At 60.2% G+C, this 25063-nt stretch carries 26 protein-coding genes, 1 tRNA gene and 2 pseudogenes; 11 read left to right on the top strand and 18 right to left on the bottom strand.

From position 1 onward, the window contains the following. Position 1: 1 nt before the first annotated feature. From AB4N98_RS09055 to AB4N98_RS09010, 10 genes and pseudogenes are all read right to left on the bottom strand, one after another. A pseudogene (locus AB4N98_RS09055) lies at positions 2-318 on the bottom strand (helix-turn-helix domain-containing protein). 112 nt (positions 319-430) lie between these two features. Continuing rightward, complete coding sequence (locus AB4N98_RS09050) at positions 431-1156, bottom strand: purine nucleoside phosphorylase YfiH/LACC1 family protein (protein ID WP_026067424.1); 726 nt, start codon at positions 1154-1156, stop codon at positions 431-433. A 22-nt stretch (positions 1157-1178) separates the two neighbouring features. Next, entirely contained in the window at positions 1179-3008 is a 1830-nt protein-coding gene (gene ggt, locus AB4N98_RS09045) for a gamma-glutamyltransferase (RefSeq protein WP_050554007.1), read from the bottom strand. Between the two features lie 35 nt (positions 3009-3043). Further along, entirely contained in the window at positions 3044-3823 is a 780-nt protein-coding gene (locus tag AB4N98_RS09040) for a PhzF family phenazine biosynthesis protein (RefSeq protein WP_065877345.1), read from the bottom strand. A gap of 183 nt (positions 3824-4006) precedes the next feature. Next, positions 4007-6436, bottom strand: a complete 2430-nt coding sequence (locus AB4N98_RS09035) for a TonB-dependent siderophore receptor (RefSeq protein WP_223495152.1) — start codon at positions 6434-6436, stop codon at positions 4007-4009. A 93-nt stretch (positions 6437-6529) separates the two neighbouring features. Further along, a complete protein-coding gene (locus AB4N98_RS09030) occupies positions 6530-7024 on the bottom strand; it encodes a FecR family protein (protein WP_460149382.1) in 495 nt (164 codons plus the stop codon). Beyond that, positions 7002-7475: a DUF4880 domain-containing protein gene (locus AB4N98_RS09025; protein WP_460149381.1), complete on the bottom strand. Its 474-nt coding sequence runs from the start codon at positions 7473-7475 to the stop codon at positions 7002-7004. The genes AB4N98_RS09030 and AB4N98_RS09025 overlap by 23 nt, the downstream gene beginning before the upstream one ends. Further along, entirely contained in the window at positions 7472-7996 is a 525-nt protein-coding gene (locus AB4N98_RS09020; RefSeq protein ID WP_460149380.1) for a sigma-70 family RNA polymerase sigma factor, read from the bottom strand. Before AB4N98_RS09020 ends, AB4N98_RS09025 begins: the two co-directional genes overlap by 4 nt. Positions 7997-8192: 196 nt before the next feature. Further along, positions 8193-8269, bottom strand: a tRNA-Met gene (locus AB4N98_RS09015). A 326-nt stretch (positions 8270-8595) separates the two neighbouring features. Further along, positions 8596-9147, bottom strand: coding sequence for an RNA polymerase sigma factor (locus AB4N98_RS09010; RefSeq protein ID WP_017529938.1), 552 nt, complete (start codon positions 9145-9147; stop codon positions 8596-8598). A gap of 262 nt (positions 9148-9409) precedes the next feature. Between AB4N98_RS09010 and AB4N98_RS09005 the strand changes: the two genes are divergently transcribed. The 11 genes and pseudogenes from AB4N98_RS09005 to sctU all read left to right on the top strand — a co-directional run bounded on the left by AB4N98_RS09005 (position 9410) and on the right by sctU (position 19509). Further along, positions 9410-10465, top strand: coding sequence for a TyeA family type III secretion system gatekeeper subunit (locus AB4N98_RS09005; protein WP_026067423.1), 1056 nt, complete (start codon positions 9410-9412; stop codon positions 10463-10465). Next, positions 10462-12555, top strand: a complete 2094-nt coding sequence (sctV, locus tag AB4N98_RS09000) for a type III secretion system export apparatus subunit SctV (RefSeq protein WP_460149379.1) — start codon at positions 10462-10464, stop codon at positions 12553-12555. The genes AB4N98_RS09005 and sctV overlap by 4 nt, the downstream gene beginning before the upstream one ends. Positions 12556-12592: 37 nt before the next feature. Then, a complete protein-coding gene (locus AB4N98_RS08995; RefSeq protein WP_460149378.1) occupies positions 12593-13486 on the top strand; it encodes an FHA domain-containing protein in 894 nt (297 codons plus the stop codon). Next, the gene (locus tag AB4N98_RS08990; RefSeq protein ID WP_017529933.1) at positions 13483-14841 is read left to right on the top strand and encodes a FliI/YscN family ATPase; all 1359 of its coding nucleotides are present in this window, start codon (positions 13483-13485) and stop codon (positions 14839-14841) included. The genes AB4N98_RS08995 and AB4N98_RS08990 overlap by 4 nt, the downstream gene beginning before the upstream one ends. Next, positions 14828-15241, top strand: coding sequence for a type III secretion system stalk subunit SctO (sctO, locus tag AB4N98_RS08985; protein WP_017529932.1), 414 nt, complete (start codon positions 14828-14830; stop codon positions 15239-15241). The genes AB4N98_RS08990 and sctO overlap by 14 nt, the downstream gene beginning before the upstream one ends. Beyond that, on the top strand, positions 15238-15687 hold the full coding sequence (locus tag AB4N98_RS08980; RefSeq protein ID WP_460149377.1) for a type III secretion system HrpP C-terminal domain-containing protein: 450 nt from the start codon (positions 15238-15240) through the stop codon (positions 15685-15687). The genes sctO and AB4N98_RS08980 overlap by 4 nt, the downstream gene beginning before the upstream one ends. Continuing rightward, on the top strand, positions 15684-16697 hold the full coding sequence (locus AB4N98_RS08975; RefSeq protein ID WP_017529930.1) for a FliM/FliN family flagellar motor switch protein: 1014 nt from the start codon (positions 15684-15686) through the stop codon (positions 16695-16697). Before AB4N98_RS08980 ends, AB4N98_RS08975 begins: the two co-directional genes overlap by 4 nt. Further along, a complete protein-coding gene (gene sctR / locus AB4N98_RS08970; RefSeq protein WP_068933661.1) occupies positions 16694-17347 on the top strand; it encodes a type III secretion system export apparatus subunit SctR in 654 nt (217 codons plus the stop codon). The genes AB4N98_RS08975 and sctR overlap by 4 nt, the downstream gene beginning before the upstream one ends. Before the next feature lie 7 nt (positions 17348-17354). Then, positions 17355-17618, top strand: a complete 264-nt coding sequence (gene sctS / locus AB4N98_RS08965; RefSeq protein WP_017529928.1) for a type III secretion system export apparatus subunit SctS — start codon at positions 17355-17357, stop codon at positions 17616-17618. Positions 17619-17628: 10 nt separating this feature from the next. Continuing rightward, positions 17629-18417, top strand: coding sequence for a type III secretion system export apparatus subunit SctT (gene sctT, locus AB4N98_RS08960; protein ID WP_068933666.1), 789 nt, complete (start codon positions 17629-17631; stop codon positions 18415-18417). Between the two features lie 40 nt (positions 18418-18457). Then, positions 18458-19509, top strand: a pseudogene (sctU, locus tag AB4N98_RS08955) (type III secretion system export apparatus subunit SctU). A gap of 114 nt (positions 19510-19623) precedes the next feature. Here the strand turns inward: sctU and hrpT are convergent. The 8 genes from hrpT to AB4N98_RS08915 form a co-directional block, all read right to left on the bottom strand. Further along, positions 19624-19827, bottom strand: coding sequence for an HrpT family type III secretion system protein (gene hrpT / locus AB4N98_RS08950; protein WP_017529925.1), 204 nt, complete (start codon positions 19825-19827; stop codon positions 19624-19626). After that, a complete protein-coding gene (sctC, locus tag AB4N98_RS08945; RefSeq protein ID WP_460149376.1) occupies positions 19824-21956 on the bottom strand; it encodes a type III secretion system outer membrane ring subunit SctC in 2133 nt (710 codons plus the stop codon). The genes hrpT and sctC overlap by 4 nt, the downstream gene beginning before the upstream one ends. A 225-nt stretch (positions 21957-22181) precedes the next feature. Further along, positions 22182-22415, bottom strand: a complete 234-nt coding sequence (locus AB4N98_RS08940) for a hypothetical protein (RefSeq protein WP_017529923.1) — start codon at positions 22413-22415, stop codon at positions 22182-22184. 107 nt (positions 22416-22522) lie between these two features. After that, positions 22523-23113, bottom strand: a complete 591-nt coding sequence (gene sctL / locus AB4N98_RS08935; protein ID WP_068933662.1) for a type III secretion system stator protein SctL — start codon at positions 23111-23113, stop codon at positions 22523-22525. Further along, a complete protein-coding gene (locus AB4N98_RS08930) occupies positions 23091-23672 on the bottom strand; it encodes a hypothetical protein (protein ID WP_017529921.1) in 582 nt (193 codons plus the stop codon). Before AB4N98_RS08930 ends, sctL begins: the two co-directional genes overlap by 23 nt. Then, positions 23665-24447: a type III secretion system inner membrane ring lipoprotein SctJ gene (gene sctJ, locus AB4N98_RS08925; protein WP_017529920.1), complete on the bottom strand. Its 783-nt coding sequence runs from the start codon at positions 24445-24447 to the stop codon at positions 23665-23667. The genes AB4N98_RS08930 and sctJ overlap by 8 nt, the downstream gene beginning before the upstream one ends. A 4-nt stretch (positions 24448-24451) precedes the next feature. Continuing rightward, positions 24452-24817, bottom strand: coding sequence for a hypothetical protein (locus tag AB4N98_RS08920; protein WP_017529919.1), 366 nt, complete (start codon positions 24815-24817; stop codon positions 24452-24454). Positions 24818-24904: 87 nt separating this feature from the next. Further along, positions 24905-25063 carry a hypothetical protein gene (locus tag AB4N98_RS08915; RefSeq protein WP_017529918.1) on the bottom strand — a complete coding sequence of 53 codons (159 nt, stop codon included), beginning with the start codon at positions 25061-25063 and terminating at the stop codon, positions 24905-24907.

The raw sequence follows: 25063 nt of genomic DNA, 5'->3' as shown, positions 1-25063 counted from the left end.
ATCAGGCGTTACTGAGGACCTCACGAAAAACGTCTGGTCGGATGGTGGCAATGTGCAGCAGTGAGCGTGCTGCGCCGGAGGGTGAGCGCCGGCCTTGCTCCCATTCTTGAAGCGTTCTTACAGAAACCCCCAGCAACTCGGCGAATTTGGGTTGTGACAAGCCTGTTTTACTGCTTGCTTCGGCCGCTTGAGTGGTTTCTACGTGATGGACGCCGCCATGACGGCCCGCGCCTTCACGTCCACGATGGCGGCGAGCAATTCCTCGCCAATATTGCGCTTGGCGTCGCGTTCTCTTAGCTCTTTCTCAGTGAGTGGCATGGTTCATTTCCTTCGCGATTTTATACAGGACATGCGCTGGAATATTCTCGGTGGCGCCTTTGCCATAAATCAGCAGTGCTACCAGCGATCCGCGAAGGGTGTAGGAGCCATGTCACCGATCAGTACGACCAATCCACGAATACAACAACGTCTTCGCCTCCTCCGGGTGATGCGTCCTTCGGCGGTAGCTGGCAAACATCGTTGAAGTGCAATACGTACACACCTCACTCACCTCGATCTGTTCTCGCCGAACCCCGGCCGCTTGCAGCAGCATCAGCCCGTATCCGCTCAAGTCAAACCAGGCACTTTGTGCTTGCCGCGCCTGCGGTGGGGTGATCTGCGGTGGCAACAACGGCTTGGGTTGCGCAACGCTCCATGGTGCTTCGCCGTCACGCCACGTGTGCCCTTGATCCGCCTGAAACTCGGTAATAAACCCTTCGCTCACTTCATAACAGCAGGGCTTGATCGACGGCCCGATTGCAACGTGCAGTTGGTCGGCCGCAAGCCCCAGATCGGCAAAACGCCGCACCGTATTCGCCACGATCCCGCGTTGCAGTCCCTTCCAGCCACCATGAATCGCCGCCACATGCTGACCGTCCTGCGATGCGAGCAGAATGGGCAGGCAATCTGCGGTGATCACTGCGACAGGTTGATGCGTGTGCGCAAGCACCCCATCGGCCTCGACCGTATTGGCCACCAGCCCTGCCTGCCACTCAATCACCGCGGCACTGTGCACCTGCTTGCAGATAAACAGGTTATCCGGACGCAGCGGATCGTTGATCGAACAGAAACCATGATCGACGCCCGCAATGGCGCCGAGATTTTTTGCCTGGTGCAAAGGGTTGCCTCCGCTCAGTACCTCAGTCGCCGACCGCTTCGCCTTCGCGTCGTGGGTCGGCACCGCCACTCAATGACACTTTTCCCTGAGCATCCCGCGTACGAACAATCGCCTGGATACCGCTGGTCATCTCAATGTCGCTCAAGGCGTGGCCTTTGTCCTTGAGCGCCTGTTTCAACCCTGGGCTGAACAAGCCGGCCTCCAGCTCCGTAGGCCCATTGCGGCTACCGAAGTTGGGCAAGTTGATGGCGGTTTGCGGGTCGAGGTGCCAGTCGAGCATCGCCACCAGGGATTTGCTCACGTACTCAATGATCTGCGAACCGCCGGGCGAGCCGACCGTGGCCAGCAATTCACCGCTCTGGCGGTCGAACACCAGGGTGGGTGCCATGGCCGAGCGCGGGCGTTTGCCCGGTTGTACACGGTTGGCGACGGGTTGGCCGTTTTCTTCAGGGATGAACGAGAAATCGGTCATTTGGTTGTTCAGTAAAAAGCCCTGCACCATCACATGTGAGCCAAACGCGGCTTCCACCGTGGTGGTCATCGACACGGCGCCACCCTGGTCATCCACCGCCACCACTTGTGAGGTGGAGATGCGCAGCGGCGAACGGTCTGGCGCATACGCTACTTGAATACCGGCAGGCTGGCCTGGCTTGGCGATGCCCATGCTGCGCTTACCGATCAATGTGGCGCGTCGGGCCAGGTAATCCGGGGCCACAAGGCCCGCGACCGGCACGGGCGTGAAGTCCGCATCGGCCACATATAGCGCGCGGTCGGCGAAGGCCAGGCGGCCGGCTTCGGCAATCAGGTGGACGGCTTCGGGTGCTGGCTCCAGCCCGGCAGGTGATGCGGTTTTCACCGGTGTCATCGGCGCGATGGCCAGGCGCGGGTCGCGGGCCTCCAACGCCTGTAATGTCCCCAGGATCTGGGCGACGGCGATCCCACCCGACGACGGTGGCGGCATGCCGCAGATTTTCCAGCGTTTGTAATCGGTGCACAGTGGCGCGCGTTCCTTGGCGGCGTAGCCCTTGAGATCCGCCTGGGACAGGGTGCCCGCGTTGCGGTTGCCCTGCACTTTGCGCGCAATCTCGTCGGCAATCGCGCCGTGGTAAAGCGCATCCGGCCCTTCCTTGGCGATGCGCCTGAACACCGCGGCCAGCGCCGGGTTTTTCAACAGCGTGCCGGTGGCCTTGGGGGTGCCATCGGCATTCAGGAAGTAGGCTGCCATCTCTGGCGATTGCGGGATAAAGCGATCTGCGGCGATCAAACTGTGCAAGCGTGGGGAAATGGCAAAGCCCTGTTCAGACAAACGAATCGCCGGCTCGAACAGCGTGGCCCATTGCAGCCGGCCAGTTTTCTGGTGCGCCATTTGCAACGCGCGCAACACGCCGGGCGTACCCACCGAGCGCCCGCCGATCTGCGCATCGGTGAAGGCCAGCGGCGTACCGTCAGCGTTCAGGAACAACCGCTCAGTCGCTCCGGCCGGGGCCGTTTCGCGGCCGTCATAGGCGTGCACGTTGTTGCCGTCCCACAGCATGATGAACGCGCCACCGCCGATGCCGGAAGATTGCGGTTCCACCAGGGTCAGCACGGCCTGCATGGCAATGGCTGCATCTATCGCCGAACCGCCTTGGCGCAACATCTCACGCCCGGCTTCGGCGGCCAGCGGGTTGGCGGCGGCGGCCATATGGCGTGTGGCATGTTGGGTGGCCAGATCGGTGCGATAGCCTGACCCCAACTCCGGTGCCGGTGGCTGTTCGTTGACCGGGGTGTGGCAGGCCGCGAGGGCCAGGGCTGCGGCGATGACCGACAATTGACGGCGGGAAATCGAAAACACGCGCTGAACTCCGTTCATTTTGAGAATGATCTGTTGTCCTGGGGAGCTGCTTTTTACAGGTGAATCTGGCCTTGCAGATACAGCACGGCCTTGCCGGAAATGATCACGCGGTCCCCCTTGAGCTCGCAGCGCAACTGGCCACGGCGCTGGCCGCCTTGTTCTGCTGTCAGTGTTGTCTTACCCAGGCGCTCGGCCCAGAACGGCGCCAGCGAGGTGTGCGCCGAACCTGTAACCGGGTCTTCATTGACGCCCACATTCGGCCCGAACCAACGTGAGATGAAATCAAACTGTGTGCCCTTGGCGGTCACCGCGATGCCGCGCTTAGGCAGGCCCTTGAGGCTCGCGAAATCCGGAGCAAGCGCCGCGACCTGGGCTTCGTTGTCCACCCGTACGATGTAGTCATCGGTGCCAAATACCTCGGCGGTTTCAACCCCTAGTGCTTTCAGCATGCCGGCTGGCGGCTCACAGCGCTCAGGTTGCCTGGCCGGAAAATCCATCGCCAGTTCGTCGCCTTGGCGCGTGACCCGAAGCTCACCGCTGCGGGTGGAAAAACGCAGCACGTCAGGCGCATCGCGCAGTTGGTTGATCAACACCCACGCGGCTGCCAGCGTGGCATGGCCGCACAGCTCCACTTCGACTTGCGGGGTAAACCAGCGCAACTCATAGAACCCATCACGGGGCACGAAGTAAGCGGTTTCGGAGAGGTTGTTTTCGGCGGCGATGTTTTGCAGTTGCTCATCCGCCAGCCACTCGCCAAGCGGGCACACCGCCGCCGGGTTACCGCCAAAGGGCCGATGGGTGAAGGCGTCGACTTGATAGATGTCCAGTATCACTGTGGCGTACTCCGTGTGTGGGGGGAGGCTGGACACTAACAGTGGGGTCGGGCGAGCGTCAAAATACAGATGGGCAGTATTTTTGCGTGCATCTGTGATTGCGCCACTGCGATTGCCTGGCTGGCACATAGCCAAAAAAAACGGCATACCGAAGTATGCCGAATGAGAGGCGGGCAATCGTAGTCAGAACTTGGCGCGCAGTGTCATGGACACGGCACGGGGATCACCGAAGATATTCCCGTCCTGGAAGGTGTTAATCCGCTGGAAGTACTTCTTGTCGGCCAGGTTGGTGCCGAGTAAGTCGGCGGAGAGGTTTTGCGTGATCTGGTAGCCAATGCCCGCATCGTACAAGGCGTATCCGCCCTGGCGCAGTTTGGTGCCGTTCATGCCGATGCCGGGGACATCCAGTTTGTTGTAGGTCTCGCTGACGACGCTGACGCCGCCCTGGAGACTCCACTTCTCCAGCTCACCGGGCAGTTTGTACAGGCTCCAGACCCGCAACATGTTTTTCGGCAGGTAGGTCTGCAACTGCTCGTTGGCGCTGTCATAGCGTTTGTAGGTGTGGGTGAAGTTTGCGCTGAGAAACCAATCGGGCGTCATCTGCCCACTCAGTTCCGCCTCGAAGCCGCGCGTGCGTGCCTTACCGCCGGCCACCACGGCGCGCGAGGCAGGGTCGTTCATATCTGGAATCGCGCGGTTTTCTTCTTCGATCTGGAACGCGGCCAGCGAGGCGTTCAACGCGCCATCGAGGAACTCGCCCTTGATTCCCACTTCGTGCTGCTTGCCTTCCAGCGGCTTGAGGATGTTGTTGTTGATGTCCAGGTTGCTGACGGCCTGCGGTTGGAACACTCCGGAATAGTTGGCATACAAGGAGTAGGTATCGTTGAGGTCGTAGATCAGCCCGTAAAACGGGGTGAATTTCTGCGACACGCTGTCACCGTTCTTTTGCGACGGTGAACCCGCCTCGGGCTGGTGCTGGCTGCGGTGCATCTCAAGCCAGGTCAAGCGCCCGCCGAGCACCAGCGTCAACGGGTCGGCAAGGCTCAGGCGCAGATTGCTGTAGAGCGCTTTGGCGCGGGTGTTGGCCACGCTGGTGGGCAATTTGTCCGAGTCCGGGAAGGCCGGGTAAGCAAAGTCGGGCTGCGGATTCTTGAGATCTACGTCACCCAGGTAATCCGAGAAATACCCCCCGTTGGAGGCGAATTCGGAGCGCGAATAGTTGGCGCCCAGCAGCACTTTGTGTTCACGCCCCAGCAAGCTGAATGGACCGTCGACATACACGTCGGCCTCGTCCTGTTTTTCCCGGTAATCAAACATGATCGAGTTCATCGACACCTGCTTGTCCACCGGGTCTATGCCTCCACCGTTGCGCGCGTAAGCCTGGGTCAAGTCGTAGTTATTGTCGGCGTGTCGCAGGGACAACTTGGTTTTCCAGCCATCCCCTAACTGATGCTCGAGTTCGGTGAATACGGCGGTGCTCCAGAAGTAGTCACGGTTCCAGTCTTCACCGTAAAAATGTTTGCGCGACGCATCCGGCAGCGACATGGCCGCCTCACCGGCCGCATTGGTGTAACGATAGGCCGGCAGCGAGCGCTGGGCGCCGCGGATGTCGGTATTCTGATTGCTCGCTCCGATGGTCCAGACCGTGTCCGGCGTCAGGTCGATATCGACAATGCCATAGATCTGATTCGACTCACGCTTGCCGCCACCGTCGTAGTAGTAACCCTTGTCGTGCTCGCTGAGTACCAGGCGCCCACGCACATTACCGCTCTCGGTCAACGGGCCGGTGGCGTCCACCATGCCACGGTAGTCATCCCATGAGCCGGCGCTGATTTGCGCCGAGACTGCCGCCTCGGCCAGCGGTCGCTTGCGTACCAGGTTGATGCTGCCGCCGGGGCCGCCGGCACCGGTCAAGCTGCCGGACGGCCCTTTAAGTACCTCAACGCGGTCATACATGGTCAAGTCGGGAGACAGGAACACCCGGTTGTCCATGGTGGTCGGCGTACCGTCCAATTGCAGCGAGGTCATTTCGAAACCCCGCGAGAAAAAACTCAGGCGGCTGGCATCGATTCGCTGCACGGTCACGCCGCCGACCTTGCCCAACGCATCTTCAAGGGTATACAGGTTTTGTTTTTGAATGCGCTCCTGGCCAATCACGTTGATCGTCTGCGGCACCTCGCGCAGACGCAGCGGGACTTTCGTGCCCACGGAGACGGTCGGGGCTTCGGTCTGCATGCCGACAATCGCTTGCGCCGGTAACGTCATGCTGCCGAAGGCATCCAGTGTCAGGGTGCCACCAGAGGTGGTACGTACTGACAGGCCGCTGCCTTCAATGGCCATTTGTGCAGCCTGCTCGGCGTTCATGGTGCCCTTGATGGCTGGCGCGCGCAGCCCGGCGGCGAGATTCGGCACATACACAATTTCGCTGTCGCTCTGGCGAGCGATGCGGTCGAGGGTCGCCGCCAGGGCGTCGGCCGGCAAGTCAAAATGGTGTAGAGACTGGCTGCCCGTCGACGCCGATTCGGCAAGGCTGGTCGACGCGTATCCCTGGGCCAGTAAAAGGGCGAAGCACACAGACGTCAGCCTGAACGCACTGTTAAAACGATTGGACATAGGTCACTCCATGTTGGCGGCTCCGCTTTTATTAGCGGTTTATGTCTATGTCCAACGAGATTGAAAAAGCGATACAGGGCAGATGAAAAAAACTCAGCCGCGCAGTTCGATCTGGGTCCAGAAGCCCAGGTACTCCTTCCTGCGTACAGGCAGGATCTGCTCCAGCGCGGCAAGTGCGCGGTCACTGCTGTCCAGGGGGAACAGACCGGAGACACGTAGCCTGGCCGCCGCCGGGCTGATGCGTAACACCCCGCGCCGATAAGGCTGCAATGCCTCGATCACGTCGCCCAGCGACCAGTCGTCCACACTGAGCTTGCCGCTTTCCCAACTGCTTTCGCCTTTACGATTCGCCGCCAGTGGCGTGATGCCTTTGGAGTCCAGGCGTGCCCCTGCGCCGCTCTGGAGCACTGAACAAAAGCCGTTGGGGCGAGCAACGCAGAGGTTGGACCGCATGCCCCACACGTGCGCGGAGCCGTCTTGCAGCGAAACCATAAAGCGCGTGGCGGTGCCGCGTGCAAATCCGTAGGGCGTTTGCACAACCAACGGTCGAGGGTCGTCACTCGCCTCAATCACCAGCTTTGCCGGCATGCAGCATCAGGTTGCGCTCACTCTTGGTGAAATTGATATCCACCGCACTGCGCGCATCCAGCAGCAACGTGCTGCCATCCGCCAGGTTGAAGTTCGCCCGTTGCGCGGTGGCGGTCCGAAAGTCGGCGCCGACGGTGCTCAACAGTGTGCTCTGCCGACCCACCAGCGCCACACCGATGCCCACGCCGCCGAATACCAGCGCGCCACGCAGCAGGCGCCGTCGCTGCGGGTCGGGGGCTTGCAGCACTCGGCGTACTTGTGAGTCCGCGCCGCGTACAAGGGGGGAAAACGTCGCACCCAAATGCCCCTGCACTTTCTCCCAGGCCTGGGCGTTGCTCGGGTTGGCAAACCAGGCGTCGAAGGCCTTTTGTTCGTCGGCCAGGACTTCGCCCGAACGCATGCAGGCCATCCACTCGATGGCTTCATCGACCGCTGAGCACGTGCGTTTCATTCGTGCCTCAGCTGCTTGCAGCACAGCTTCAAACCCTTGGCCACGTATTGGCGCACCCGGATAGTCGAGACGCCGATCAGCTCGGCAATGTCGGCATACTTCATACCGTCTACCTGGCTGCATAGAAATGCGGTACGGGCCCGCGACGAAAGGCCTGCCAGCAAGGTATCGATTTCAAGCAATGCTTCAATTGCCAGGGCGTGGGCTTCAGGGGAGGGGGCGAAGGCTTCGGGTTGCAACGCCAACACTTCCAGGTAGGCGCGCTCCAGATCGCGTCGGCGCCAAGTGTCATACATCAAGCGCTTGGCAATGGTGGTCAGCAGCGCCCTGGGTTCGCGTATCGCCTGCGGCTCGGATAAGGCGACAACCTGCGCAAACACTTCGGCAGCCATGTCAGCGGCATCATAAGTACAACCAAGCCGCGCCCGCAGGCGGCTGAGCAGCCACCCATGGTGGTCGCCAAAAAGACTGTGCAGAACCGTCTGCCGAACACTGGAAGAAGCGAGCGCAACATGGGTCATCGGAGTGTACTTAATGATAATTCTTATCATTATCATGGGTGTTGCGATTTTTTCAAGGTGCCATGAGATTTCAGGCATTGGCCATGTTTTAGGAGTAGGGGGATACGGCGCTGAACGCCAGAAACAAGAAAGCCCGCACGAGGCGGGCTTCTTGAGGTGATTCACAGACTGCTGTAGACATCTATGGATCGGTACTTGGTGGCTACGCAGGGACTTGAACCCCGGACCCCAGCATTATGAATGCTATGCTCTAACCAACTGAGCTACGTAGCCAAGTGGCGCGCATTATTCGCGTAGAACGGAAATGCGTCAAGCGTTTATTTTTAATTTTTATCTGCGCTTTCAACTGTTTAACCAAAAATGCCAGTTTTGGGGCGGCTACAGCCCAACGCGGACCAGCGCTCTCGCCACAGAGGGTTGAACTCGCCCTCATGGGAGACGTGTGCAGGCAGTCGAGGGCTACGCGGGTGTGTGGGGGGGCGGGCGATATGCGGATGATCGCTGGCGGGGCTTCGGGTTGCTGGCGCTCTTGCAGCGGCGTACCCAAAAATTTGTGATCGAGTTGGGCAATATCCCTGCCGCCCAACACTTGGTTTTGCTTATGGGTAAATCGAGCTGTGGGTGACACGCTTGAGGTGTTCGCGCGCCCGTGACAGGCGTGAGCGAACGGTGCCTATGGGGATGTCCAACACGTCGGCAGTGTCCTGGTAGCTGCCGTCGGTTTCCAGTGAGGCGTACAGCGTTTTACGCATTTCCGCAGGTAGGTGGTCAATGGCGCTCAAGGTATTTTCCAGGCGCCGGTTGATCTCGAACTCCCAGTCCAGGTTTTTGTTGTCTTCCTGGCCATGCCACAGCGACTCGTCGAATTCGCAATGCACCGGCTTGGCATACAGGCGCCTGAAGTGGTTGCGGATCAGGTTCTGCGCGATGCCGCACATCCAGGTGCTGAGGGCCGCCTGGCCACTGAAACGTTCCCTGTTACGCCATGCTTCCAGGTACGTCAGTTGCAGGATGTCGTCCGCATCTTCGTGGTTGAGCACGCGTTTGTGAATAAAACGGCGGAGTTTTTTTTGTTGGTCGTCCGTCAGTTCGAGCATGAATTGAGGCGAGCCGCCAACAAGGTGCGCTAAAGCATCAATAGGGATATTCACGGTGTTTTCCTCAAGGTAGACACTGTCGAAAAGTTTTCGACGAGAACCCCTTTAGCACTGGCTGTGCCAACCGAGAGAAACGTTCAACCTACTGATTTATATAGATAAATATATTTAAATAGAGTGCTGCTGCGCAATTTTTTGCAAAAGGCCTCGATGGTTTGTGTCGGTCTTTTCAAGGCAGTCGACGGATAAACTTTGATGGAACCGTATCGGCGCGCGTTGCCACATAGGGACACACTCTTCCCGTCTTGGCATGCTCATGAAAGTCGAAGCTCTTAACGATGTGCCATCGTCCCAACGCCTGGATCAATCGGTCGTTGCACGCGTCTCCACGCCTGAGCCAGTCAAGCTCGAGGAGCTTGCCCAGCTCTTCGACCAAGAAGTAGTGGCCAATAACCGAGTGCTGCGCGCGACGTCGATACGCGTTCCGCCTGTCGAGCAGCTTGCGCAACTTTATGATCAGCTTGGTCATCCGGCCCAGGAGACCTTCGCGGCTATTTCTCGGCGGTTCAGGCAGCAGTTGCAGCACAACCCCAGTGCCGACAAGTTGCTGGAGCTTGCCGAGGGCGACCCGGCGCGTGCGTTCGTGGTGCTCCGGTACCTGGAAGTCCAGGCGGACGCTGAGGTGCGCTCGTCTGAAGCGGCCAAGGCGCGGGATGCCATTGCCATGCTGAGCATCGGCTACAAAGGGGAAATCCAGGCAGGCCTCAAATTCGCCACGGCGTTGCTGGAGGCCGGCGGCGATGCTCAGGAACGCCAGGCGCTGCGTGCTCTCTATTACGCCAGCGTGGCCACGCGCCAATCCCTGGCGACGATGATGCAGGCCCTGCTGGGTGTATACGGTGGCGATACGTTTTCCACCCGGCTCGGCAGCATGCGTAAGGCCTTGGCTGACGACATCGCAGTGCTGGTTTCTGCAATGCCCACCCCTCGGCTGCGCACCTTGTTGCTGGCCCTGCAAAGTTGCGCTCAGTTGAGCAGCGTGTTGGCCGGTTGCCAGGCGTTGAACCAGCGCCTGGCCCTGGACTGCGACGCCGTGAGCCTGCTGCAGCGTCTGCTGGGTTACGCCGGCAGCGGGATTGATGCGGGTGAAGTCCTGCGCCTTGGGCATGATCTGGGAAGTGCCCCGAATACCCAGCAAGTGGTCCTGCTTAACGCGCTTTTCCCGCTGATTCGGCAACTGCCCCTGGCCTTGTGGCCGGACAGTCGAGTGCGTCAGAGCGCCCTGGATAGCTTTTTGGCGGTAATGGGCGAGCTGGACCGGGTTGAGCGCGGCCCCGCACGCTTTGTCGGTGGTCTGGGGGCTCCGGTGTGACCGTGCTGTCTACCGTCAACAAGGTGTTGCTCAAAGCGGCACAGCGTGCCGAAGTGCTGGGCGCCGTGGTGGTCCTGGGCATCGTGTTTATCTTTATCGTGCCGCTGCCCACCTGGCTGGTGGATATTCTTATCGCGGTCAACATCTGCATCTCATGCTTATTGATCGTGCTGGCGCTGTATTTGCCGGGGCCCCTGGCGTTCTCTTCGTTTCCGTCGATCTTGCTGCTGACCACCATGTTTCGTCTGGCGCTGTCGATCGCGACCACACGCCTGATCCTGCTGGAACAGGACGCCGGCGACATCGTCGAGGCGTTCGGCAATTTCGTGGTGGGGGGCAACCTGGCAGTGGGGATGGTGATCTTCCTGATTCTGACCCTGGTCAATTTCCTGGTCATCACCAAGGGCTCGGAGCGGGTCGCCGAGGTCGCCGCGAGGTTCAGCCTGGATGCGATGCCGGGTAAGCAGATGTCCATCGACAGTGACTTGCGCGCCGGTCTTATCGACGGCATGCAAGCGCGGGAAAAACGCGAGCAGTTATCTCGCGAGAGCCAGCTGTTCGGCGCCATGGACGGGGCCATGAAGTTCGTCAAGGGCGACGCCATCGCCGGTTTGATTATCGTGGTGGTCAACCTGCTGGGCGGTTTTACCACGGGTATGTTCCAACACGATCTGAGTGCGGCCGAATCGATCCAATTGTATTCGGTGCTGACCATCGGCGACGGCCTGATCGCGCAGATTCCGGCGCTGCTGATCTCCCTTACGGCCGGCATGATCATCACTCGCGTGGCGCCGGCTGGGGGCAAGGGCATCACTCACATGGGCGCTGAAATTGCCCGGCAAATGACCAGTGAACCCAAGAGCTGGATGATTGCGTCGATAGGGATGCTCGCGTTTGCAGCGGTGCCCGGCATGCCCACCCTGGTGTTTATCCTGCTCGGCGCGGCAACCGGTGCCTTGGGGTATTACTTGATGCGTCAGCGTCAACGCAAGGACCAGCCCGAGGATGAAGCCGCCGACGCCGTCCGCCCCGAAGAGAACGGAGAGGAGGATTTGCGCGGGTTCGATCCCTCACGGCCTTATCTTTTGCAGTTCCCCCCGGCGTTGCGCGGCACACCTGAGGTGACGGATCTTATTCACGGGATCCGCCAGGCCCGAAATTCGCTGGTCGCCAATATCGGCCTGACATTGCCGCCGTTCGAGGTCGAGCTCGATGACGCCCTGGCCGACGACGAAATGCGCTTTTGCGTGCATGAAGTACCGATGATCAAAGCCTCGGTCGTCACCCGCTTGGCCGTTGATCGCGGGGCCTTCACGGCAGAGCCCGAGCACGCAATACCGGGGCTGGCCGAGCGTGACGAAGAGGGCTGGCTGTGGTTGCCGGCCGATGATCCGCTGCTTGATGACTCACAGTTGGAGCGCTTTAGCGCTACGAGCCTGATCATCGAACGCATGAGGCAGGCCATGATGCTCAGCGGGCCGCAGTTCCTGGGGATCCAGGAGAGCAAGGCGATACTCAGTTGGCTTGAGCACAACCAGTCGGAACTGGTGCAGGAGCTGCAGCGCATCATGCCGTTGTCGCGGTTTTCAGCGGTGTTGCAACGTTTGGCCAGTGAGGGCGTACCACTGCGAGCGGTGCGGCTGATTGTCGAAGCGCTGATCGAGTACGGCCAGCATGAGCGCGAACCGGACGCGCTTGCCGACTATGCGCGCATTGCCCTCAAGGCGCAGATCTTCCACCAGTACAGCGAAGAGGATGGTCTGCATGCCTGGTTGCTGTCCCCCCATAGCGAAAACATCTTGCGCGATGCCTTGCGCCAGACCCAGACCGGGGTGTTCTTTGCGCTTGATAGCGAAACCAGTGCCGCGTTGATCAACCTTCTCAACCAAGCTTTTACCTTACGTGCCAAAACTAAAAGTGTGATGTTGGTTGCGCAGGACCTGCGTAGTCCATTGCGCACCTTGTTGCTGGAGGAGTTCAACCATGTGCCGGTGTTGTCCTTTGCCGAGTTGGGAAGCACATCCAAGGTAAAGGTGCTGGGGCGTTTTGACCTTGGTCAGGATCAACTGATGCGCGGTGCGGCGGCATGATTGCCCAACCCGTTGCAACGCGCGGAAGGGCTCGCTGATGGTTGAGCTGCGCGTGCTCAATGGTCTGCGTCATGGGGCCGCGTTGCCGCTTTTTGGCGAGACGTGGAGCATTGGCGCTCACCCTGACGCGGACCTGGTGCTGAATGATCCAGGCATCGCCGAGCAGCACGCGCGGTTGCGGTTGATCGGCGCCAATTGGTCCGTGCAGGCCGAAGCGGGGCTGCTGCATGACGCCGAGGGGCAGGTGCTGGCGCAGATCACGAGCCTGACACTGAACGTACCGTTTTCAGTTGGGGCCATTCGTCTGTCTGTTGCCCTCGCCGAGCAGCCGTGGCCTGAGCTGCCCGCACCCACCCCGACGCAACGGGCCCATGAGGCGCCGCGTGCGTTGCCGTTGTCGTCCATGTCCCATGTGCAGCAAAAACGCCTGATCAGTGTGGTGCTGTTGGTTGCGGTGATCATCGCGGTAGTGGGCATGGTTTCCCCGGGGGAGCGTGATGCCCAGGCCTCCTTGATAGCGCCCGCGACGGCCAAACCGCTATTGGCCTCTGCGTTTGAAGTGCGGGAGCAATTGTTGAAGATGCTCGCCGAGCGCGAATTGAGCCAAAGGGTCAGCCTGGAGGTGGTCAATGGCCAGATCGTGCTCAACGGCGCGGTTTCCCCGGACGATGTGGAGCTGGTGTCGCGGATGCTCAACCGCTTTGGTGAGTTGTTCGACAACGCCGTGCCGGTGATCAGCCGCGTGCGTACGCGCGATGGGACGCTGCCGTTCAAGATTGTGCAGATCGTCGGCGGGCCGAACGGCCATGTCGTTCTGGAGGATGGCAGTCGGCTGTTTGTGGGTGACGAAGTGGAGAATGTGCGGTTGGTGCTGATCGACAATGCCAAGGTGGTCTTCGATGGCGCGCAGCGTTATGAGGTGCACTGGTGAGTGAGGAGCTGCGAGCACGCCTCGACGCCTGGGAGCGGCGCCAGACCCAGTCACTGAGCAACCTTTTGCCGGTGACGATGCGCGGTCGGGTCCAACGCGTCAACGGCATGTTGCTGCAATGCCGGTTGCCCGGCGCGCGTATCGGTGACCTGTGCCAGGTTGAAAAGTCTGTCGATGAACACATGCTGGCCGAGATCATCGGGTTCGATCAGCAGGACGCCGTCCTCAGCGCCTTGGGCAATCTTGAAGGGGTACGCGTGGGCGCGGGCGTGCAGCGTCTGGGCGTGTCGCATCAGGTGCGGGTCAGTGATGAGCTGCTGGGGCAAGTGCTGGATGGCTTCGGACGACCGATTACCGGTGTTGGCCCCAGCGCGTTTGTCGAGACCGAGAGCCCCGATGCCAGCATGGTGTTGTGTGAGGCCCCTTTGCCGACCGACCGGCCGAGGATCCATCGGGCCCTGGCTACCGGGGTGCGCTCGATCGATGGTTTGTTGACGCTTGGCGAGGGCCAGCGTGTGGGTCTGTTTGCCGGCGCGGGCTGTGGCAAGACCACCTTGCTGGCCGAAATTGCCCGGAACGTCGAGTGCGACGTGATTGTGTTCGGCTTGATCGGCGAGCGCGGCCGGGAGCTGCGTGAATTTCTCGACCATGAGCTGGATGAGCAATTGCGGGCCAAGGCCGTGCTGGTGTGCGCGACGTCCGACCGCTCCAGCATGGAACGAGCCCGAGCAGCGTTCACGGCCACCGCGCTGGCCGAGGGTTATCGCCGTGAGGGTAAGCGGGTGTTGCTGTTGATCGACTCCTTGACCCGGTTCGCGCGCGCGCAGCGAGAAATCGGCTTGGCGGCCGGTGAGCCTTTGGGCCGTGGCGGCTTGCCGCCTTCGGTATACAGCTTGCTGCCGCGGTTGGTGGAGCGCGCCGGGTTGACGCGCGACGGCGTGATCACCGCGATCTACACCGTGCTTATCGAGCAGGACTCCATGAGCGACCCGGTGGCGGATGAGGTCCGCTCGCTGCTCGATGGTCATATTGTGCTGTCGCGCAAACTGGCTGAGCGTGGTCACTACCCAGCGGTTGACGTACTGGCCAGCCTTTCGCGGATTCTGAGCAATGTCGCGACGCCTGAGCATATTAATGCCGGCACCGCGCTGCGACGCCTGTTATCGGCGTACCAGCAGATCGAGTTGATGCTCAAGCTGGGTGAGTATCAGGCCGGCAGTGACGCGCTGACCGACCTGGCAGTGGACAGTCGCGCGGCGGTGGATGGTTTTCTGCGTCAGGACTTGCGCGGGCCTTCAGCGATAGAGACGACCCTGCAACAACTGACGGAGCTGACGGCCTATGTCCCTTTCTGAGTTGGAAACCCTGCGGCGTCTGCGCAAGCATCGGGCAGACCGCGCCGAGCGCGTCCTGGGCGAGGCTAAAAGGCATCAGCGAGCGCTGCAATTGCAAGTCGAGCAGGCGCAGCGCGTCCTTGAGCAAACCCGCCTGCAGGAAGCCCAGCAAGGTGCGCAGCTATTGAGCAAGCATCAAGGGCAAGTGATCTCGTTTCAGGAACTCAAATCGTGGAATACGCAGGAACGCTCGTTGTCCGCCAGCACGCTGCGCGAAGAAGCGCAGGTGCGTGGGTTGCACGGGCAGCAAGAGCAGCAGGTGGCTCAGGTCGACACTGCGCAAAAGCAGGCCACCCAATGCTTGCGCGAAGTCGAAAAGCTTTTGGAGTTATCAAGGTTACTGCTGCAGGAAGAAACATGAGCAAGATATCTGAAGGCAAGCCCGAGCGGCCTGGTGCGCGCGAATATGGCGCCGACGAGGAACCCGCCATTGGCGGTGCGGTGCCGGTGGACGCCATGCGTGTGTTCGCCCGGCTGCTGGTCAATGCCGATGGCGTAGGCGGTTATGTTTCCTGCGCTCCCGCACCGCAGTTGTGGGCGAACAGGTTGATGATCGAGGCGCTGGCTGAGCAATTGGCGCCTCGAATACAGGCAGGTATGCAATGGCCGCTGCTGGCGGTGCTTTACCTGCGAGGGCAGGGGCGAATCAAGGCTTGTGTGCAGCGCCAATCGGGCGTCTGGAACATCGGGCTGCACGCTGAAGAACAGCACGCCACGCGATGGCTCGGCGCAGTGAGCAACAGCCTTCAAAACCGGCTGAGCGAAGCCTTGGGGCAGGCTGTCGATGTGCGCGTGACCTCGGCATGATCCTGTCCGCGTTAACACTGCCATTGGTTGAAGCCACCAGGGTGGCCGCGCTGCATCGGCTTGGGCGCGGCTTACGCATGCCGTTTGCGGTTGGCGATCAGCACGGCGCGTTTTCGCTCGAGCCAGGCTGTGCCCCTGACGCTGCCAGCCCGTTTTTTTTCGAGAGCGCCCTGGGTGTGCTCGCGTTCTCCGACCCCGAGGCGATGTTCAGCCTGATGGGTGAATGCCCGGTGACCCTGGCCGAGGCCGGCAACGACCCGACCTCCTGGTTCTGGGAGCTGTTCCAGCACCACCTTAGCCCGCAAGTGTTGGCGTTATTTGGTTACCTGCGTTTGCTGCCGACGCCCAGGAAGCTGAACTTTGGTTGTCGTTTTACGGTGACGCTGGGGCCTTCCAGGGTTGCAGGTTACCTGTGGATGGCTCCGCAGAGCTTGCTGGCTGCGTATGCGGCGGGCCCGTGGGAGCCGACGTGCGATCCGCTGCCTGCCTCTTTTCCGTTGGTCATAACGGCGTCCCTTGGCCGCTTGAACCTGCCCGTCGCGCAAGTGCGCGGCTTGCGCGCGGGTGATGTGTTGATACTCGAGCAGGCGTTTTTCGATGTGCAGGGCCAGGGCCACCTGCATGTCGGCCGTCATCGGCTGCACGGGCGTATTGATGATGAATCCGGGCGGTGGTGCCTGAACCTTACTGCGATAGAGGAAGCGCGTGTGAACGAAGAGTTTGTAATACCGGAGTATGCGCAAGAGGAGCCGGATCAGCCGATGGAGGATGTCTTTGGCCGGGAACCCTTTGATGACTTGAGTATGGCGCTGACCGTGCGCTGTGGCGTCTTGAACCTGACCCTGGGCGAACTGCGCAATCTGGCGCCCGGTGCTGTGTTGGGCATCACCGGCTATGCCCCCGGTACCGCCGGCCTGTATTACGCCGACCGGCCGATTGGGCAGGGGCAGTTGGTGGAAGTAGACGGGCGCCTCGGTTTGCAGTTGTCGCGCGTGGTGTTCTCGCGATGATATTCCAGGGCGTCGACCCCGTTGTCCTGGCGTTGTTTTTTGGTGCGCTGTCGTTGCTGCCGATGCTGTTAGTGGTGTGCACGGCGTTCTTGAAAATTGTCATTGTGCTGATGATTACGCGTAACGCCATCGGTGTTCAGCAGGTGCCTCCAAGCATGGCGATCAATGGCATCGCTCTGGCCGCCACGCTTTTCGTCATGGCCCCCGTGGGCTATCAGATCGCCGAAAACCTCCAGAGCACGCCCCTGGACATGAGTAGCGTGCAGACGATGCAAGAGACCGGCCTTGTGGCCGTGCAACCGTTACGCGTGTTCATGAAACGCAACACCGATCCGGATGTATTGACCCATCTGCACGAAAACAGCGTGCGCATGTGGCCGCCTGAAATGGCGCAGAGCACCCAGCGCGAAGACTTGATTTTGCTGATCCCGGCCTTTGTGGTGTCGCAGCTGCAGGCCGGGTTCGAGATCGGTTTCCTGATCTACATTCCGTTCATCGTCATCGATCTGATTGTGTCCAACCTGCTATTGGCGCTGGGTATGCAGATGGTGTCGCCCATGACCATTTCCCTGCCGCTCAAGTTGTTGTTGTTCGTCATGGTTTCCGGATGGTCGCGGTTGCTCGACAGCCTTTTCCTTTCTTACCTTTGAGTGCCCCATGGAACCGATCGTGCTGTTCAAGCAAGGCATGCTGTTGGTGGTGGTGCTGTCGGCACCGCCACTGATCGTGGCGGTGATTGTCGGTGTGCTGACGTCGCTGGTCCAAGCCCTGATGCAGATACAGGACCAGACCCTGCCCTTTGGCATCAAGCTGGTTGCCGTGGGCGTCACACTGATATTGACGGGGCGCTGGATCGGCGTGGAGTTGATTCAACTGATCAACCTGATGTTCGACATGATCGCCCGCTCGGCACTCAACTGAGGGCATGCCCGTGCTGCTTTATCTCGAACTTTTGCCCAGCCTGCTGATCGCCATGGCGCGTATCTATCCGTGTGCCATTCTGGTGCCGGCGTTCTGTTTCCAGCATGTTCGCGGTTTGTCTCGGCACGCCATCGTGATGGTCCTGGCGTTCATTCCGGCGCCAGGTATTCACGCGGTATTGGCGGGCCAGGACTACTCTGCGCTGATGATCCTCGGGCTGATACTCAAGGAGGCGGCCCTGGGTATGTTGCTGGGGGTGCTGTTGGCGATGCCCTTCTGGATGTTCGAGTCAGTCGGCGCACTGTTGGACAACCAGCGTGGCGCCTTGGCGGGTGGCCAACTCAACCCTTCACTGGGGCCGGACGCGACGCCCGTGGGGCATCTGTTCAAGCAGTTGGTGATTTACCTGCTGATCGCCGTGCTGGGGCTGAGCGTCCTCACACAAGTGATCTGGGACAGTTACCAACTGTGGCCGGCCACGGCCTGGGTGCCGCTGCCGGCCGTCAATGGGTTCGGCATTTTCCTGGGCCTGCTCAGCGATACCTTTAACCACATGATGCTCTACGTGGCGCCCTTTGTTGCGGTGCTGCTGCTCCTGGAGTTCGGCATCGCACTGTTGGGGGTTTACAGTCAGCAATTGCAGGTGAGCACCCTGGCGCCGCCGGTCAAGAGCCTCGCGGGCATCGCCGTTCTGTTGCTGTACTTTGCGTTGCTGCAGGACTTGATCGTCGGGCGCCTGAACCTGCTGGGCGACCTCAAGCACTCACTCGGGCTGATGTTTCAGGCCTCGACGCCATGAGTGATTCGGGGGAAAAAAGCACCCGGCGTCCGCCAAAAAGCTGCGCGATCAACGCAAGAAAGGTCAGGTTTCCCAAAGCAAGGACGTCGGCAAGTTGCTGGTGCTCACGGCCATCAGCGAGCTTGCGTTGTTCACCGCCCAAACCAGCATGCAACGCTTTCAGCAACTGATGGCACTGCCCATGTCGAGCATGGCCCAGCCCTTTGCACGGGCATTGGAAGAAGTGCTGTTTGAAGGGCTGAAGGTGTTTTTCTCGTTCGCGCTGTTAATGGCCGGCACGGCGATACTCATGAAGCTGATCAGCGGCTGGATGCAGTTCGGATTTCTGTTTGCTCCAGAGACGTTGAAGCTCGATTTCAACCGGATCAACCCGCTCAAGCAACTCAAGCAGATGTTCTCGGCCAAAGCGGTCATGGACCTGCTGATGAGCCTTGCCAAGGCAGTGCTCCTGGGGGTGGTGTTGTATGGGGTGATCTGGCCGTCATTGGGCACGCTGATCAACCTGGCCAACAGTGACCTGCACACTTATATCGTGGCGCTGATCACGCTGTTCCGCCATTTGCTGCATGTCTGCCTGGGGTTGCTGCTGGTGCTGGCGCTGATTGACCTGGCGATGCAAAAACATTTTTTCGCCAAGAGCATGCGCATGACCCAGGTCGAGGTCGTCAAAGAGTACAAGGACATGGAAGGCGACCCGCATGTGAAGGGCCAGCGCCGCTCGTTGGCCTATCAATTGGCTCAGGAAGAACCCAAGGTCAAGCTGCCCAAATTGGAGGAGGCCGACATGTTGGTCGTCAACCCGACGCACTTTGCCGTGGCCCTGTACTACCGGCCGGCAACACGCCTTTGCCCGTGCTGGTGAACAAAGGCACGGACGACGAGGCCCGCGAATTGATCCGGCAGGCCAAGGCGGCCGAGGTGCCGGTGATTCAGTGTGTGTGGTTGGCCCGCACCCTCTACACGCACAAGCTGGGTGCGAGCATCCCCCGCGAAACCTTGCAGGCTGTAGCGTTGATCTATCGTACGTTGCGCGAGCTCGATGATGAGGCCAAGCGCGAAACCCTGGAGTTGCCGGAGCTGGAGTTGCGCTGATCAGCGCCGCATCCGCGTTGTGCCAGGCCGGATGCCCCAGGCCGAGGGCAGGTGAGCGGCAGCGCCGCTCACCCGATAACCTCGGGCGTTAACGGTTGCAGCGCGACTGAAAACTCATCGTTCCAGCGAGATCGTCTGGTAGTCCGCGCGCTCGCCGGACGGGCCGGGCTCGCTGCGCATCTGCGGTGGCCACCAGATCACGATGGTGTCTTTGGTCGCTTGTGGGCGGGAGCAGGAGTCGCCTCTGCAAGTGGGGCTGCAGCCGCTGATAAGCAGCACTGTGCTGATCAAGATGAGGCACAACGAGCGGTGTTTCATGGGGTGGCCTTCTGAACGGGAGTGATCAAGGAGGGGCGGGGCACGCTGAGGTACTCATCTTTGACTACCGGGCGCATGGCGATGAATACCTCGGCTTCTTCACCGGGTTTGAGCCAGGCACGCGGCCATACGGTGACCGCCAGGGTCTGCGAATTGCTGCATTCTTTTTCGTCGATGCGCACATTGCGTTTGAACTGATTGCGCAGCACGACCACGGCTACGTTGAACTGCGGGCCGGCGTACCACTGACTGCGTTCGGTATTCATGGCCAGCAGCTCGCGAGTGCTGCACAAGGTGTCCAGCCCCAGTGGCATGGGGGCCGCCTTGAATGCCTGGGGCACTTCCCCCGCAACCAGATGGGCCAGGGTGCTGGTGATGTCACTGCGTTTGATGACCGGCTCGTGTTCGGCATAACGCCTGGCTAATGGCTTGAGCGCGGCCTGAAGCTCGACCTGATCGTCCTGCGGCAAGTAACGTGAAGGGTCGGCTTGATCACCGACCACGCGTGGAGTCAGGATAAACAGGCGTTCGCGACGATTGTTCTGGCGCTCGCTGGAAGAGAACAACGCCTTGCCCAGCAAGGGTATATCCCCCAGAAGGGGAACCTTGTTGCGCTTGTCGACGCTTTCGGTGACATGAAACCCACCCACTACCAGTGAGCGCTTTTCCGCCATGACCGCCTGGGTGCTGACATTGCCCCGGCGTACATCGGGGCCCAGGCGGTTGGGGTTGGATTCGTCGAAGTTGCCGTCTTCGATATCCACCAGCAGGTGAACCTGATGAGTGCCGCGTGTGGTAATCACCCTGGGCACGACTTGCAGGCTGGTACCCACTGTAATCGGCAGCACGGTGGCGACTTCTGTACCCGCCGTGAGGTATTGGGTGCGGTTGAAGTCAATCACCGACGGCTGGTTTTCCAGGGTGAGCACGGAGGGGTTGGAGACCATGGTCGCCAGTCCGCGTTGCTCCAGTGCACGTATTTTGGCAAAGAAACGGTCACGGTTTTCGATCGACAGCTGCGATGAGCTACCCGGTGCCAGCCTCATGTCGCTGCTGAAATGACGGTTGCCCCAATTGATCCCGAATTCGCGCAATTGTTCGCGTTCTATGTCGAGGATGATCGCGTCGATTTCCACCATTTTGCGCGCCACGTCGAGCTGGGCAATCAGCTCGCGGTACATCGCCTGTCGCTCCGGGAGGTCATAGATCAGCACGGCGTTGTTGCGTATATCGGCCTCGACGCGGATTTTGCTTGTGGGAACCGGGGCCCTGGGGGTGAGCGTCGCTCCCGTGCCCAACTCCCCAGCGTTCGTCGTCTGGCCGAGCATTTGCCCCAGCATCGGGTTGCTCAGCCGGGGGAAGTTCGGCGTGATGGGCGAGGGCTGTGATGCGAAGGGGCGGGGGTTAAGGCTGGAGAGCGAGGACGTTGCCCGAGGCTCCAATAACCCACGCAACATGCTGGCGACGCCAGGGAGGGTTAGTTTTTCGCCGCGATAATCTATCTGTCGGTCTCCCGCGTTGGCAAATTTCAGCGGGTAGCTGAGTACGCTCTGTTTTTCGTCGGGAGATTTACGCTGGCTGCTGAATTGCTTGATCTGCTCGATGTAACGCTTGGGGCCAGAGACCAGCACGACCCCTTCATCCGGCAATTCACCCCAGCCGAAACGGCTATCGAGCAGACCGATGTCGGTCAGCGCCCTCTTGAGGTCGGCAACGGTCTCGGCAGACACCTCCAGACGCGCGGACTCCTGCAGGTCCAGGGTGCTGATATAGAGCGTTTTGTTGTACAGGAACCACTGGAAACGGTGCTCTACCGCCAGCCTGTCGAGCATCGACTGCGGGGTATTGGCGCGTATCTTGCCATTCACGCTCCCCTCCAGCAGGCCGTCTATTTGCACCTGTATACCAAAGGTCTGAGCGAAGTCCTCCAGCACTTCTTGTAGGGGCTTATGCTCGGCTTCATACGCATAGGCGGTGTTTTTCCATTCGGTGGGAATAGCGGCAAGCGCGCTGTGCAGCGGCGCCAGCAAAAAGGGCAGGGCGAGCAGGCAGCGCCAGTGAGGGCTTTTTATTGGCGCAGGGCGCGGGTTTAAACGCAGGCCGGTGGGCTTGTTGAGTTTGCTATACATGACAGGTTCTCTGTTTCAGTGCCGTAGCTTACGAAATGAAGTGGGCGCAGATTCCCGCCCGGCCTTGTTCCGGCGCGCAGTGACGCTGCGCCAGGTATCACGGTGGTTGGAAAGTGCTTTGGCGGGGAACTCGTCAGGCTGGGCTGATCGAGGTGAGACCAGGGCCGCGGCGGAGTGTGTACTCGTGGGCCACTCCCAACGTCAGCCGGGATTGGCTGCCAGTCACTAGACGACATTGATGGCGGATTTAAGCGTTTCGTGCTTGTAGCTGAGATAGGTCGAGTTCACCGCCAGGTTGTTCACAAGGGCGGACTTTTGCTCATTGAGCTGTTCGAAGAGCCGTGCGAATTCTTCAGTGTCTTCGCTGGTAATAACCTCGCTACCGATCTGGTCGAGGCGCTTTTCGGAACGGACTTGCTCTCTGTAGAGACTGTTGGATACGCGTGAGTCGGTATTCATCGCTTGAGCTCCGGTGGGGGTCTGCTCCTGTGTGGTGCCTGAGTGATGGCCAGTTCCATTGACCGACATACTTCATAAAAGAAGAAAGGCTCCAGCGATAAAAGTTGTTACTTGGTCTGGGCCTTGGGGGGGATTACCACCAGGTTATCGAGGGCATGGGCCCAGTTGATGTGAAACCCACCCTCTTGTGTCTCAAGCAGCAGCGACTGGGCGGCGAGTCCATCTTCCACTTGAAGTGTCCAGGGCACGTTGCAGTGCAGGTTGAGCCATAGCTCGACGTGCTCGCGGTCCAGTGGGTTGCACATCAGGTTTGCCTCGACCGCAGGCAGTTGCGCCGCCAGCAGCTTATTGAGCAATGCGCTGAGGCGTTGAGCGGGTACGGCCTCCTCCAGGAGGCTTCGAATGGCGGTATTAATGACCGAGGTCGCGGCGTGTTCCAGATGGTCGACCATCATCTGGCGCTCAGACTCCCAACGATGCAGTTGGGCATTGGCACGCTGCCAGAACTCATCGCTGGCGCGTTCGAGCATCTGCTCGCATTGGTCCTCGGCTTGGCGTATGAGCGCCTGCGCTTGGGTTTGGGCGTGATCAAGCAATTGCTGCGCCTGGGAGTGTTCGGCAAGCATTTGCCTGGGGATCAGCGCCGTTGGCAGATCGTGAGGCTGGGTCTTCAGCTCAATCTTGTGGGCGCAAAACATGCTGGGAATTCTCTTGGGAGGCACGCAGGGTGTTATCGACGGTGGGAGAGGTTGCGCGCCAGACAGTGGCTTGCCACAGGGTATCCAGCCGGCCATGGGTGTCCGCCGGTTTGGGATGTCGTTCCAGCTCGAGCACCCTTGGGCGCGCAAAGCACAAGCGCAGCCGCTGCCAGATAGCAGGGGCGACCCACGCGCGCAGATATTGCAAGGGATCATCGATGCTCGACGAGGCCGGGCCAGGCGGCAGTGCCTTGGCCAAGCGCTGGCACCAAAGCAGTTGTTCCTGATTCAAGCGCTTGTCATGGGGCGCGTTGTACACCTCATTGACGAGGATGAGCACGAGGTCCCGTTGCTGCGCGCTGCTCAGCACCAGGTGTAACAATGCCGAAGACGCGGCCGGGGGCAGCTCGGGCTCGATGCCGAACAGGCTGCTCACACGGCGGTGATGGCTGCGTGAAAGCGCTGCGGCGTCGACAAAGCCCGTTTGGGTGAGCCAATCGATGTGGGCATGTTTCCACGGCAAGGCCCACCATGTTGCCCAACTCAGGTCTTCACTCATGAGCCTGTGCCAATGCAGGCTCTACAGGGTTGGGCTGTTTGCCGCGGCGCCATAACCGCCAGCCAACGCCAGCCAGGATGAGGGCGACCAGAGGTAATAAAACGCTGGCGCGCCAAAACCCCAGGTCATGCTCCGGCACCAGGAACGGGCCGAAATACACCAGCTGTTGCTCTTCTTTGTAGGCGATGGCCGGTACGAAAATCACGGTCAGTTTTACGGTGTTGTCTAGGGCCGAGGCCATCCCGGGGATGCTGCTGGCCACCATCCTGCGCACACGCGGGTTTATTTTGTCCGGGTCCAATCGCGGGTCATGCTTGATGAATACCGAGGCGGAGGCCGGCTGTACCGGCTCGCCTGGCGCGACTCGTTCAGGGAGCACCACGTGAACCCGGGCGACGATCACACCGTCTATGTTCGATAGGGTCGACTCCAGTTCCTGGGACAGCGCGTAGATGTAGCGTGCACGCTCTTCCAGAGGCGTGGAGATGACGCCTTCCTTGCGAAATACGTCCCCCAGTGTCGAACGGGCCAGCCTGGGCAGCCCCGCAGCGTCCAGGGTACGCACCGCTCGACTTATGTCACTGGCATTGACGCGAACGGCGACGCCGTCTTTGCCTGGGATTTTCTGGGCGCGGATCTGTTTATCGGCCAGTTCTGCGATGACTTCGTTAGCTTCCTGCTCAGAGATGTTGCGATGAAGCTCTACGCTTTCACCACAGCCAGTCAGCATCAGCGCCGATGACAGAAACACGAGGGCGATCAGGCGGCGATACATGCATCTACCCCAGGTTTGAAATTTTATCGACGCCTTTTGCGATTGCGCCAATGACCTTGACGCGTGACATCACGTCTATATGCGCCTCGGCGAGCGATTGGGGAAACTCGTTCGCATCCTTGGTCTTCTTGTTCTGGCTTGCATCCCGAAACCCTTTGGATACGCGTCTGGACAGTGTTTGCGACTCAGTGGAGTCCCAGGGCGATGCGGCAGAGGCCAGGGCGGGCGCAATGCCGTTACCGGACTGTTCGGTGGTGTTGAGTTGGGCGTTGAAAAAATTAATGTCAGAAACCGCGCTGTTCGCGTCTGGCGTGTCGACCTGGGCAGCGATGGTCGCGTTTTTTCGAAACCCGGCATGGGTAATATCCATGTGAACCTCTATCGAACGAATCAGGTGCTGTGCCTGCAGTGAGCGTAAAAACCTCCTCAACCTGCGGGTTGAGGAGGCTCGTCTTACTTAGGCGAATCGCAGGGATTTAATGCGGCCCGCTTTAGCTGTGGTCAGTTCTTGCTCAGCGGTTTTTTTTGCTTCTTCAACCACTTTTCGTTCTTTGTCTGCGTTGATTGCGTCCAATTGTGCTTGGTTGCCAGCGCTACCACCAATGCCAGAGATCAT

Source organism: Pseudomonas sp. S3_E10, from assembly GCF_054667615.1.
The sequence above is the reverse complement of the archived record's forward strand: the minus strand, read 5'-3'. Positions and strand labels throughout refer to the sequence as shown.

Coding starts and splice junctions, on each gene's coding strand:
- sctR (WP_068933661.1), top strand. CDS start 16,694: ATGATATTCCAGGGCGTCGACCCCGTTGTCCTGGCGTTGTTTTTTGGT.
- AB4N98_RS08940 (WP_017529923.1), bottom strand. CDS start 22,415: ATGAATACCGACTCACGCGTATCCAACAGTCTCTACAGAGAGCAAGTC.
- sctS (WP_017529928.1), top strand. CDS start 17,355: ATGGAACCGATCGTGCTGTTCAAGCAAGGCATGCTGTTGGTGGTGGTG.
- sctC (WP_460149376.1), bottom strand. CDS start 21,956: ATGTATAGCAAACTCAACAAGCCCACCGGCCTGCGTTTAAACCCGCGC.
- AB4N98_RS09035 (WP_223495152.1), bottom strand. CDS start 6,436: ATGTCCAATCGTTTTAACAGTGCGTTCAGGCTGACGTCTGTGTGCTTC.
- hrpT (WP_017529925.1), bottom strand. CDS start 19,827: ATGAAACACCGCTCGTTGTGCCTCATCTTGATCAGCACAGTGCTGCTT.
- AB4N98_RS08930 (WP_017529921.1), bottom strand. CDS start 23,672: ATGAGTGAAGACCTGAGTTGGGCAACATGGTGGGCCTTGCCGTGGAAA.
- AB4N98_RS08915 (WP_017529918.1), bottom strand. CDS start 25,063: ATGATCTCTGGCATTGGTGGTAGCGCTGGCAACCAAGCACAATTGGAC.
- sctO (WP_017529932.1), top strand. CDS start 14,828: ATGTCCCTTTCTGAGTTGGAAACCCTGCGGCGTCTGCGCAAGCATCGG.
- AB4N98_RS08975 (WP_017529930.1), top strand. CDS start 15,684: ATGATCCTGTCCGCGTTAACACTGCCATTGGTTGAAGCCACCAGGGTG.
- AB4N98_RS08980 (WP_460149377.1), top strand. CDS start 15,238: ATGAGCAAGATATCTGAAGGCAAGCCCGAGCGGCCTGGTGCGCGCGAA.
- AB4N98_RS08920 (WP_017529919.1), bottom strand. CDS start 24,817: ATGGATATTACCCATGCCGGGTTTCGAAAAAACGCGACCATCGCTGCC.
- AB4N98_RS09005 (WP_026067423.1), top strand. CDS start 9,410: ATGAAAGTCGAAGCTCTTAACGATGTGCCATCGTCCCAACGCCTGGAT.
- AB4N98_RS09030 (WP_460149382.1), bottom strand. CDS start 7,024: ATGCCGGCAAAGCTGGTGATTGAGGCGAGTGACGACCCTCGACCGTTG.
- AB4N98_RS08995 (WP_460149378.1), top strand. CDS start 12,593: ATGGTTGAGCTGCGCGTGCTCAATGGTCTGCGTCATGGGGCCGCGTTG.
- AB4N98_RS09025 (WP_460149381.1), bottom strand. CDS start 7,475: ATGAAACGCACGTGCTCAGCGGTCGATGAAGCCATCGAGTGGATGGCC.
- ggt (WP_050554007.1), bottom strand. CDS start 3,008: ATGAACGGAGTTCAGCGCGTGTTTTCGATTTCCCGCCGTCAATTGTCG.
- sctJ (WP_017529920.1), bottom strand. CDS start 24,447: ATGTATCGCCGCCTGATCGCCCTCGTGTTTCTGTCATCGGCGCTGATG.
- AB4N98_RS09020 (WP_460149380.1), bottom strand. CDS start 7,996: ATGACCCATGTTGCGCTCGCTTCTTCCAGTGTTCGGCAGACGGTTCTG.
- sctL (WP_068933662.1), bottom strand. CDS start 23,113: ATGTTTTGCGCCCACAAGATTGAGCTGAAGACCCAGCCTCACGATCTG.